The 9,513-nt window shown below is 68.0% G+C and carries 9 protein-coding genes and 2 pseudogenes; 9 read left to right on the forward strand and 2 right to left on the reverse strand.

Annotated features, from left to right (window positions below; genetic code table 11):
- Positions 1–129, forward strand: a pseudogene (locus tag K2X24_RS15815) (NAD(P)H-hydrate dehydratase); the annotation flags it as partial.
- Positions 130–172: 43 nt separating this feature from the next.
- On the opposite strand, the gene K2X24_RS15820 reads toward K2X24_RS15815, so the two are convergent.
- Complete coding sequence (locus K2X24_RS15820) at positions 173–1,414, reverse strand: argininosuccinate synthase (RefSeq protein ID WP_292499314.1); 1,242 nt, start codon at positions 1,412–1,414, stop codon at positions 173–175.
- 195 nt (positions 1,415–1,609) lie between these two features.
- Here K2X24_RS15820 and K2X24_RS15825 point away from each other — a divergent pair, with 195 nt between their 5' ends.
- From K2X24_RS15825 to atpC, 8 genes are all read left to right on the forward strand, one after another.
- On the forward strand, positions 1,610–2,236 hold the full coding sequence (locus K2X24_RS15825; RefSeq protein ID WP_292499315.1) for a 2-hydroxychromene-2-carboxylate isomerase: 627 nt from the start codon (positions 1,610–1,612) through the stop codon (positions 2,234–2,236).
- Positions 2,237–2,308: 72 nt separating this feature from the next.
- Positions 2,309–3,010, forward strand: coding sequence for a DsbA family protein (locus tag K2X24_RS15830; protein WP_292499316.1), 702 nt, complete (start codon positions 2,309–2,311; stop codon positions 3,008–3,010).
- A gap of 259 nt (positions 3,011–3,269) precedes the next feature.
- A complete protein-coding gene (locus K2X24_RS15835; protein ID WP_292499317.1) occupies positions 3,270–3,842 on the forward strand; it encodes a F0F1 ATP synthase subunit delta in 573 nt (190 codons plus the stop codon).
- A 69-nt stretch (positions 3,843–3,911) separates the two neighbouring features.
- Positions 3,912–5,441 carry a F0F1 ATP synthase subunit alpha gene (gene atpA, locus K2X24_RS15840; RefSeq protein WP_056179751.1) on the forward strand — a complete coding sequence of 510 codons (1,530 nt, stop codon included), beginning with the start codon at positions 3,912–3,914 and terminating at the stop codon, positions 5,439–5,441.
- Positions 5,442–5,555: 114 nt separating this feature from the next.
- Positions 5,556–6,431 (forward strand): F0F1 ATP synthase subunit gamma, encoded by an 876-nt coding sequence (locus tag K2X24_RS15845; protein WP_292499318.1) that lies wholly within the window; start codon positions 5,556–5,558, stop codon positions 6,429–6,431.
- 46 nt (positions 6,432–6,477) lie between these two features.
- Complete coding sequence (gene atpD / locus K2X24_RS15850; protein WP_292499319.1) at positions 6,478–7,938, forward strand: F0F1 ATP synthase subunit beta; 1,461 nt, start codon at positions 6,478–6,480, stop codon at positions 7,936–7,938.
- A gap of 4 nt (positions 7,939–7,942) precedes the next feature.
- The gene (locus K2X24_RS15855) at positions 7,943–8,191 is read left to right on the forward strand and encodes a hypothetical protein (RefSeq protein ID WP_292499320.1); all 249 of its coding nucleotides are present in this window, start codon (positions 7,943–7,945) and stop codon (positions 8,189–8,191) included.
- 82 nt (positions 8,192–8,273) lie between these two features.
- Entirely contained in the window at positions 8,274–8,675 is a 402-nt protein-coding gene (gene atpC, locus K2X24_RS15860) for an ATP synthase F1 subunit epsilon (RefSeq protein ID WP_238283003.1), read from the forward strand.
- Between the two features lie 19 nt (positions 8,676–8,694).
- Here atpC and K2X24_RS15865 read toward each other — a convergent pair.
- Positions 8,695–9,513: pseudogene (locus K2X24_RS15865) on the reverse strand (CCA tRNA nucleotidyltransferase); the annotation flags it as partial.

Below are 9,513 nucleotides of genomic sequence, written 5' to 3' on the forward strand. Positions count from 1 at the left end.
GTCTACCTCCACGGCGAAGCGGGAGCGCGCCTCGCGAAGTCGGTCGGTCCCGTGGGCTTCCTGGCTCGGGAAATCTCCGGCGAGGTGCCGCAAATCCTGCGGGAATCCTCCGCCCGTCCGACCCCGTAGCCGGGTCCCCTCTGGGGAGGGGACCGGACCGACTCCTTCGCGCTCAGGCGCCGAGCTTCTTCTTGCGCTGGGCGAGCGTACGCAGGCGCAGGGCGTTGAGCTTGATGAACCCGGCCGCGTCGCGATGGTCGTAGGCGACCGCGCCCTCTTCGAAGGTGACGAGGTCCTGGTCGTAGAGCGAGTTCGGGCTGGTGCGGCCGATGACGTGGACGCCACCCTTGTAGAGCTTCAGCCTGACCTCTCCGGTGACCATCTCCTGGCTCTTGTCGATCAACGCCTGGAGCATCTCGCGCTCCGGCGAGAACCAGAACCCGTTGTAGATCAGCTCCGCGTATTGCGGCATCAGCTGGTCCTTCAGGTGCGCGGCACCCCTATCGAGGGTGATCGACTCGATGGCGCGGTGAGCCGGCAGCAGGATGGTACCGCCCGGCGTCTCGTACATGCCGCGGCTCTTCATGCCGACGAAGCGGTTCTCCACGAGGTCGAGGCGGCCGATGCCGTTGTCGTGGCCGAGCTGGTTGAGCTTCGCCAGCAGGCTCGCGGGCGACAACGGCTCGCCGTCGATGGAGACCGCGTCGCCCTTCTCGAAGCCGATGGTGATGACGGTGGGCGTCTCCGGCGCCTCCTCGGGCGAAATCGTGCGCGAGTAGACGTAGTCCGGCACCTCGTCGGCGGGGTCTTCCAGCACCTTGCCCTCCGAGGAGGCGTGCAGGAGGTTGGCATCCACCGAGAAGGGGCTTTCGCCGCGCTTGTCCTTCGAGATCGGAATCTGGTGGGCTTCCGCGAAGGCGATGAGCTGCTCGCGGCTCTTCAGGTCCCACTCGCGCCAGGGGGCGATGACGGTGACGTCGGGCTTCAGGGCGTAGTAGCCGAGCTCGAACCGGACCTGATCGTTGCCCTTGCCGGTGGCGCCGTGGCAGACGGCGTCCGCCCCGAGCCGCTCTGCGATCTCGATCTGCTTCTTGGCGATCAGCGGCCGGGCGATGGATGTGCCCAGCAGATAGACGCCCTCGTAGACGGCGTTGGCGCGGAACATCGGGAAGACGTAGTCGCGCACGAATTCCTCGCGCAGGTCCTCGATGAAGATGTTCTCGGGCTTGATGCCGAGTAGTTCGGCTTTTCTGCGCGCTGGCTCCAGCTCCTCGCCCTGGCCGAGATCGGCCGTGAAGGTGATGACCTCGCAGCCATAGGTGGTCTGCAGCCACTTCAGGATGATGGAGGTGTCGAGGCCGCCGGAATAGGCGAGCACGACCTTGTTGACGGGCTTCGGGTTCGCGTCGGTCATGGGCTCGCTTCCGGTTCGGGCTTCGTGCGCGTCGGCGTCGTCGAATTGCGGCGGCTTATCAGCGGAGCGCGGGGCCGTGCAACCGCCATGCCGCCGGATGCGTTCGCTCAGCGTGGCCGTGGTCGTGAAGCGCCTTGTCGCCAGCCCCGTGGCGGGTGACACTCACCACCATCCTCGATCCCGGAGATTCGACGCATGCCGCGCAGGCCGACCCTCGAATTCTGGTATGAGTTCGCATCGACCTATTCCTACCTCTCGGCGATGCGGATCGAGGCGCTGGCGGCGACGGCGGGCGTCGAGGTGCGCTGGCGCCCCTTCCTCGTCGGGCCGATCTTCGCCGCGCAGGGCTGGAATTCGTCGCCGTTCAACCTCTACGCCGCCAAGGGCCGCCACATGTGGCGCGATGTCGAGCGCGAGGCCGCGCGGCTGGGGCTGCCGACGATCAAGCGCCCCGACCCCTTTCCACAGAACAGTTTGAGCGCGACGCGGGCGGCCACCTACGGCATGGATCACGACTGGCTCGTGCCGTTCTCGAAGGCCGTCTACGAGGCCGAGTTCGCCCGGGGCCAGTCGATCGCCGAGCCGCCCGCCGTGGTGGCGCTCCTCAACGGCCTCGGTCTCGACGGCACGATCATCCTCAAGCAGGCGGCGGCCGAGTCGAACAAGGGCCGCTTGCGCGTCAACGGCGAGGAGGCGCGCTCGCGCGGCATCTTCGGCGCGCCGACCTTCCTGACCGACGACGGCGAGCTGTTCTGGGGCAACGACCGCCTGGAGCAGGCCCTGGCCTGGGCGGTGGGAGACCGGCCCGGCGCGATGCGCTGAGCGGGGGCGCTGGCGGTGCGGCGGCGGCGGGTCTAAAGCCGGGCCCTTTCCCCTCGCATCCAGGGCCGCCCCATGAGCTTCGCCACACCGGGCTTCGACCGCCGGCGCTTCCTCCTCGCTTCCGCAGGCCTCGCGGGTCTCTCCGGGACAGCCCTGGCGCAGGGCTACGGACAGGCCTTCAAGGTCGACAACGACGAGGGTCGGCCCGTTGCCAACATGCGCCTTCCCGGCGAGATCGTCGGCGAGATTCCGGCCCTCCGGGGCGTGACCTATGTCGGCCCGGCGGAGGCCGAGACCACGCTGTACGAGTTCTTCGACTACAACTGCCCGTATTGCCGGAAGGCGGCGGCCGACATGGTCTCGCTCAGCGAGAGCGACCCGTCCCTGCGAATCGGTCTCGTCAACAACCCAATCCTCGCGGTGCAGTCGGCCCAGGCTGCCAAGGTCGCCCTGGCGATCCAGCGCCGGCTCGGCTCGGCCGCCGCCTGGACCCTGTACCGGACCATGCTCGCCAAGCCCGGCAAGATCGACGGACCCGGGGCCCTCCAGGCCGCGGCGAAGCTCGGCGTACCGGCGGCCGAGATCGAGGGCATCGCCGACAGCGAGGAGGTCCGCCTCGCCCTCAAGGCGCAGATGCGCATGGCTGCCGATCTCGGCCTCAGTGCGACCCCCTCCTACGTGCTCGGCAATACCGGGCTCCTCGGCCATCCCGGCCCGAAGGCGCTGGCCCGGATGATCGCCGCCACCCGGCGCTGCGACCGGATAACCTGCTGAGGCCGCGGCCTCACCTTCGCCACCGTTTGCCCGCATCGGAACAGGGTTCGGCATCTCGCGTTGCACAACGCATCGGCGCAAGTTCCCTCGTCTTGCGCCCCCCGGACACGCATGCTAGGCCCTCGCCGCGCCGGAAGGGCGGGCTTTTCACGGCCCGCGCAGACCGGCACGTTCCCAATCCTGACGGTTTCGAAAGCCCGCGCCGAACACGGTGCGACACGGCCGGAGCCCTCAGGCAGGATTGAAGAGAGAGCGGCGCGTGGCGCAGAACGGTTCCGAGGCGGGTTCCCCGGTTGCAGGCGTAGCGGCGCGTTACGCCTCGGCCTTGTTCGAACTGGCGCGCGACGAGCGCGACATCGATGGTGTTGCGGCGAGCCTCGACCAGTTCGACGCGATGCTCAAGGAAAGCGCGGACCTGCGCCGCTTCGTGCGCAGCCCGGTCTTCTCCGGGGCCGAGCAGGAGGCGGCCATCGTCGCCCTGCTCGAGAAGTCCGGCATCGGCGGTCTCGGCGCCAACTTCATCCGCCTCGCCGCCGCCAATCGCCGCCTGTTCGCCCTGCCCGACATGATCCGCGGCTTCCGCACCCTGGTGCGTGAATCGAAGGGCATCGTCCGGGCCGAGGTCACGGTGGCCGAGCGTCCCTCCGACGCGGTGATCGAGGAGATCAAGGCCTCCCTGCGCGATGTCGCGAAGTCGGAGATCGACCTCGACCTCCGGATCGATCCCAGCCTGATCGGCGGCCTCGTGGTCAAGATCGGCAGCCGCATGGTGGACGCCTCCCTGCGCACCAAGCTCAACGGCATTCGCCTCGCGATGCGGGAAGCCCGGTAAGGGCCCTCGAGGCCCGACCGCTTCCCGTCCCCAACCCCATTCATTCATTCAACGACAAGAGGCCCGACGATGGACATCCGCGCCGCCGAGATCTCCGCGATCCTGAAGGATCAGATCAAGAATTTCGGCCAGGAAGCCGAAGTCACCGAGGTCGGCCAGGTTCTGTCCGTCGGTGACGGCATCGCCCGCGCCTACGGCCTCGACAGCGTCCAGGCCGGCGAGATGGTCGAGTTCGAGTCGGGCGTGCGCGGCATGGCCCTCAACCTCGAGCAGGACAATGTCGGCATCGTGATCTTCGGTTCCGATCGCGACATCAAGGAAGGCCAGACCGTCAAGCGCACCGGCGCCATCGTGGACGTGCCCGTCGGCAAGGCGTTGCTGGGCCGCGTCGTCGACGCGCTCGGCAACCCCATCGACGGCAAGGGTCCCATCGCCACCACCGAGCGTCGCCGCGTCGACGTGAAGGCTCCGGGCATCATCCCGCGCAAGTCGGTGCACGAGCCGATGGCCACCGGCCTCAAGGCGATCGACGCCCTGATCCCCGTCGGCCGTGGCCAGCGCGAGCTGATCATCGGCGATCGCCAGACCGGCAAGACCGCCATCGCCCTCGACACCATCCTGAACCAGAAGCCAGCCCATGCGGGCACCGACGAGAACGCCAAGCTCTACTGCGTCTACGTCGCCATCGGTCAGAAGCGCTCCACCGTCGCCCAGTTCGTGAAGTCTCTGGAAGACAACGGCGCCCTCGAATACTCGATCGTCATCGCCGCCACCGCCTCGGACGCCGCGCCGATGCAGTTCATCGCGCCCTTCGCCGGCTGCGCCATGGGCGAGTACTTCCGCGACAACGGCATGCACGCCGTGATCGTGTACGACGATCTCTCCAAGCAGGCCGTCGCCTACCGCCAGATGTCGCTGCTGCTGCGCCGCCCGCCGGGCCGCGAGGCCTATCCCGGCGACGTGTTCTACCTGCACTCGCGCCTCCTCGAGCGCGCCGCCAAGATGGGCGACGCCGCCGGCAACGGGTCGCTGACCGCGCTGCCGGTCATCGAGACCCAGGCCAACGACGTCTCGGCCTACATCCCCACCAACGTGATCTCGATCACCGACGGCCAGATCTTCCTCGAGACCGACCTGTTCTACCAGGGCATCCGCCCGGCGGTGAACGTCGGCCTCTCGGTCTCCCGCGTGGGCTCCTCGGCCCAGACGAAGGCGATGAAGAAGGTCGCCGGCAAGATCAAGGGCGAGCTCGCGCAGTACCGCGAGATGGCGGCCTTCGCGCAGTTCGGCTCGGATCTCGACGCGTCGACCCAGAAGCTCCTGAACCGTGGCTCGCGCCTGACTGAGCTCCTGAAGCAGCCGCAGTTCTCGCCGCTGAAGATGGAAGAGCAGGTTGCGGTGATCTATGCCGGCGTGAACGGCTACCTCGACACGCTGCCGCTGAACAAGGTTCGCCCCTTCGAGGACGCCCTGCTCTCGGCCCTGCGCACCAAGCACGCCGACCTGTTGACCAAGATCCGCGACTCGAAGGACTTGTCCGACGACAGCGCCAAGACGCTGAAGGGCGTCGTCGAGAGCGTCGCCAAGTCCCTGGCGTAAAGCTTCGACAGCACGACCGGCCGCCCAAGGGGGCCGGACCTCAGTGAGAGCAGGCGCCCGGGTCGTCCGGGCGCCTCGCCTTGAGCGGCAGCGGATGGATCTGGAAGTCACCCCATGGCGAGTTTGAAGGATCTGCGGAACCGCATCACTTCGGTGAAGGGCACGCAGAAGATCACCAAGGCGATGCAGATGGTCGCCGCCGCCAAACTGCGGCGCGCCCAGATGGCCGCCGAGAGCGCGCGTCCCTACGCCGAGAAGATGTCCCAGGTGCTCGGCAACCTCGCGGCGAACCTCGTCGGCGGCGTGCAGGGGCCCCGGCTCCTGTCTGGTACCGGCTCGGAGAAGACTCACCTGCTCATCGTCTGCACGGCCGATCGCGGCCTGTGCGGCGGTTTCAACTCGTCGATCGCGCGTCTCGCCCGCGAGCACGCCCGCAAGCTGGTCGCCGAGGGCAAGACGGTGAAGATCATCACCGTCGGCAAGAAGGGCTACGACCTTCTGCGCCGCCAGTTCCGCGACGAGATCATCGAGAACCGGGATCTGCGCGGCAACAAGGCGGTCGATTACGAGTTCGCCGCGGAGATCGCCGACAGCATCATCGCGCGCTTCGATGCCGGTGAGTTCGACGTCGCGACGCTGTTCTATTCGCGCTTCCGCTCCGTGATCTCGCAGATCCCGACCGCGCAGAAGCTCATCCCGGCCGAGCTGCCGGAGACCGGCGCCACGGCTCCCGACGCCGCCCTGCAGTTCGAGCCGAGCGAGGAGGCCATCCTCGACACGCTGCTGCCGCGCAACCTCACCGTCCAGGTCTTCCGCGCGCTCCTGGAGAACGCCGCTTCCGAGCAGGGTGCCCGGACGGGCGCCATGGACTCTGCCACGCGCAACGCCGGCGAGATGATCAAGAAGCAGACGCAGATCTACAACCGGACGCGTCAGGCCATGATCACCAAGGAACTCATCGAGATCATCTCGGGTGCCGAAGCGCTCTAAGCGCTCTCCGACGCCCTGAACGCAACGTATTCAAAGGACCCGTAACATGGCGAACACCGCTCTCCCCGGCGCCGGCTCGAACAAGGTCGGCAAGATCACCCAGGTCATCGGCCCCGTGGTCGACGTACACTTCGACGGCCACCTGCCCGAGATTCTCAACGCCCTGGAGACGAAGAACAACGGCAGCCGCCTCGTTCTCGAAGTCGCCATGCAGCTCGGCGAGAGCACCGTGCGCTGCATCGCCATGGACACCTCGGAAGGCCTGGTGCGCGGCCAGGAAGTCACCGACACCGGCGAGGCCATCAAGGTCCCGGTCGGCTTCAACACCCTCGGCCGCATCATGAACGTCATCGGCGAGCCGATCGACGAGGCCGGCCCGATCCAGTCGGAGACGCTGCGCGCCATCCACCAGCCGGCGCCGGCCTATTCCGAGCAGTCCACCGAGTCGCAGATCCTCGTCACCGGCATCAAGGTGGTCGACCTCCTCGCCCCCTACGCCAAGGGCGGTAAGATCGGCCTGTTCGGCGGCGCCGGCGTGGGCAAGACCGTGCTGATCATGGAGCTCATCAACAACATCGCCAAGGTGCACTCCGGCTACTCGGTGTTCGCCGGCGTCGGTGAGCGCACACGCGAGGGCAACGATCTCTACCACGAGATGATCGAGTCCAAGGTCAACATGGACCCCAAGGAGCACAACGGCTCGGCCGAGGGCTCCAAGTGCGCCCTGGTCTACGGACAGATGAACGAGTCCCCCGGCGCCCGCTCGCGCGTCGCGCTCACCGGCCTGACCATTGCCGAGGACTTCCGCGACCAGGGCCAGGACGTGCTGTTCTTCGTGGACAACATCTTCCGCTTCACCCAGGCCGGCTCGGAAGTGTCGGCGCTGCTGGGCCGCATCCCGTCGGCGGTGGGCTACCAGCCGACGCTGGCCACCGACATGGGCGCCCTGCAGGAGCGCATCACCACCACCACCAAGGGTTCGATCACCTCGGTGCAGGCCATCTACGTGCCGGCCGACGATCTGACCGACCCGGCGCCCGCCGCCTCGTTCGCCCACCTCGACGCCACGACCGTGCTGTCGCGCTCGATCGCCGAGAAAGGCATCTACCCGGCCGTGGATCCGCTGGACTCCACCTCGCGCATGCTCAACCCCGCCGTCCTCGGCGAGGAGCACTACGACGTCGCCCGTAAGGTCCAGCAGACGCTGCAGCGCTACAAGGCCCTTCAGGACATCATCGCGATCCTGGGCATGGACGAGCTCTCGGAAGAGGACAAGCTCACCGTCGCCCGCGCCCGCAAGATCGAGCGCTTCTTCTCGCAGCCCTTCTCGGTGGCCGAGATCTTCACCGGCTCGCCGGGCATCCAGGTCCCGCTGGCCGACACGATCAAGGGCTTCAAGGGCCTCGTGAACGGCGAGTACGACGACCTGCCGGAGGCGGCGTTCTACATGGTCGGCACGATCGAGGACGCCAAGGAGAAGGCGAAGAAGATCGCCGCGGCGGCCTGAGGTCTTGAACGCGAAGATCGTTCTCCTCCTCGTCGGTCTCGTGGTCGGTGGCCTCGCCGGGTATCTTACCCGGCCCGAAGCCGCCGAGATCAAGATCGGCTCGTTCAGCCTCGAGGTTCAGGGGGATTCGCCGGCGGGAACCCGCGGCGGCTCCCTGACCACGGGCCAGATGCAGCATATCGGCATCTTCGCCATCATCGGCGCGGTGCTGGGCCTCGGGATCGGCTTCGTCGCCGATCGCCGTCGGGCCTGACGACCAACACGACGGCGCGCGCCTTCCGGGTCCGGCGCGCCGTCACCCCTTACAGACACCCCGAGCCGGGATCCTCGACCTCATGGCCACCTTCCAGTTCGATTTCGTCGGCCCCGAGCGGACGCTGTATTCCGGTCCGATCGAGGCCGTGCAATTGCCCGGCATCGAGGGTGAGATGACCGTGCTCCCCGGCCACGCCCCCGTTCTCACCGCCCTCAAGGTCGGCGTCATCGTGATCAACGAGGCCGGTCACACCGGCAAGCGCGTCCTGGTCCGTGGCGGCTTCGCCGATATCGGCCCGACCGCCGTGACGGTCATCGCCGAGCGCGCGAACCCCTTCGAGGAGATCACCCAGGAATCCCTCGACCGCGACATCGAGGCGGTCGAACTGCTGCGCGACGCCACCGAAGACTTCGCGAAGAAAGACGAGCTCACCGGCCAGATCGTCCAGCTCCGCGACGCCAAGGTCGCGCTCAACTTCTGAGCCGATCGGTTTCGAGCCCCTATCCGGTCGCGCGCTCGAGGAGGGTCTCGCGCGCGGCCGCATTCTCCGGGCAGCCGAGCTCCAGCCACAGGGCTCGCACCAGGGCAAGCCGGCGGCCTATCTCCGGACCGGGTCGAACGCCCTTCGCCACCAGATCGGCGCCCGCGAGGGGAAGCCTCGGCGCAGCGATGCGGCCACGCATCAGATTGTCGAGATAGAGATCCGCCTCGGGCGATAGGACCGGATGCGGTTCCGTGCGAATCGCGATGCGCGCGATCCCGAGGGCGCGACCATCATAGTCGGCGGCCAGCCTTCGCATCTCCATGGCGTCGATCGCGGCCCGTCCGTGCAGGGCACCGAGCGCACGCCCATAGGCCACGAGCGCCGCGCGTTCGGCCTTCGAGAGCCGTAGCCTGAGTTCCAGCCGCTCCGCATCCGCATCGGACCAGATCGCCAGCGCCGCCAGCCGCTCGATCGCCGACGTCTCCGCGCCGTCCGCGAGGGCGCGAAGGAAGCGGCCGCGGTCGCCGAGGCCGCCGATCAGCCGCATCAGCAGGCCGGTCTCGCTCAACGTCTCGATGGCGGCGGGCGCCCCCGGAGCCAGCAGCAGTTTGAGGATTTCCGCCCGGATCCGCTCGCGCGAGAGCCCGTCCAGGGCGTCACGGGCGGCGTTGCAGGCGGACAACCCCTCGGGATCGGGCGATCCAGCGCCGTAGCGGGCATGAAACCGGAAGAACCGCAGGATGCGCAGGGCGTCCTCGCGGATGCGCGTCCGGGCCTCGCCGATGAAGCGGACGCGCCCCGCCCGCAGATCCTCGACCCCGCCGGTGGTGTCGTG

This window comes from Methylobacterium sp. (assembly GCF_019750675.1).
In the GTDB taxonomy this organism is placed as follows: Bacteria; Pseudomonadota; Alphaproteobacteria; order Rhizobiales; family Beijerinckiaceae; genus Methylobacterium.

What these genes read in the sequence shown, in the direction of transcription:
- K2X24_RS15820 (WP_292499314.1), bottom strand. Translation starts at nt 1,414, where the DNA reads ATGACCGACGCGAACCCGAAGCCCGTCAACAAGGTCGTGCTCGCCTAT.
- K2X24_RS15825 (WP_292499315.1), top strand. Translation starts at nt 1,610, where the DNA reads ATGCCGCGCAGGCCGACCCTCGAATTCTGGTATGAGTTCGCATCGACC.
- K2X24_RS15830 (WP_292499316.1), top strand. Translation starts at nt 2,309, where the DNA reads ATGAGCTTCGCCACACCGGGCTTCGACCGCCGGCGCTTCCTCCTCGCT.
- atpA (WP_056179751.1), top strand. Translation starts at nt 3,912, where the DNA reads ATGGACATCCGCGCCGCCGAGATCTCCGCGATCCTGAAGGATCAGATC.
- K2X24_RS15845 (WP_292499318.1), top strand. Translation starts at nt 5,556, where the DNA reads ATGGCGAGTTTGAAGGATCTGCGGAACCGCATCACTTCGGTGAAGGGC.
- atpD (WP_292499319.1), top strand. Translation starts at nt 6,478, where the DNA reads ATGGCGAACACCGCTCTCCCCGGCGCCGGCTCGAACAAGGTCGGCAAG.
- atpC (WP_238283003.1), top strand. Translation starts at nt 8,274, where the DNA reads ATGGCCACCTTCCAGTTCGATTTCGTCGGCCCCGAGCGGACGCTGTAT.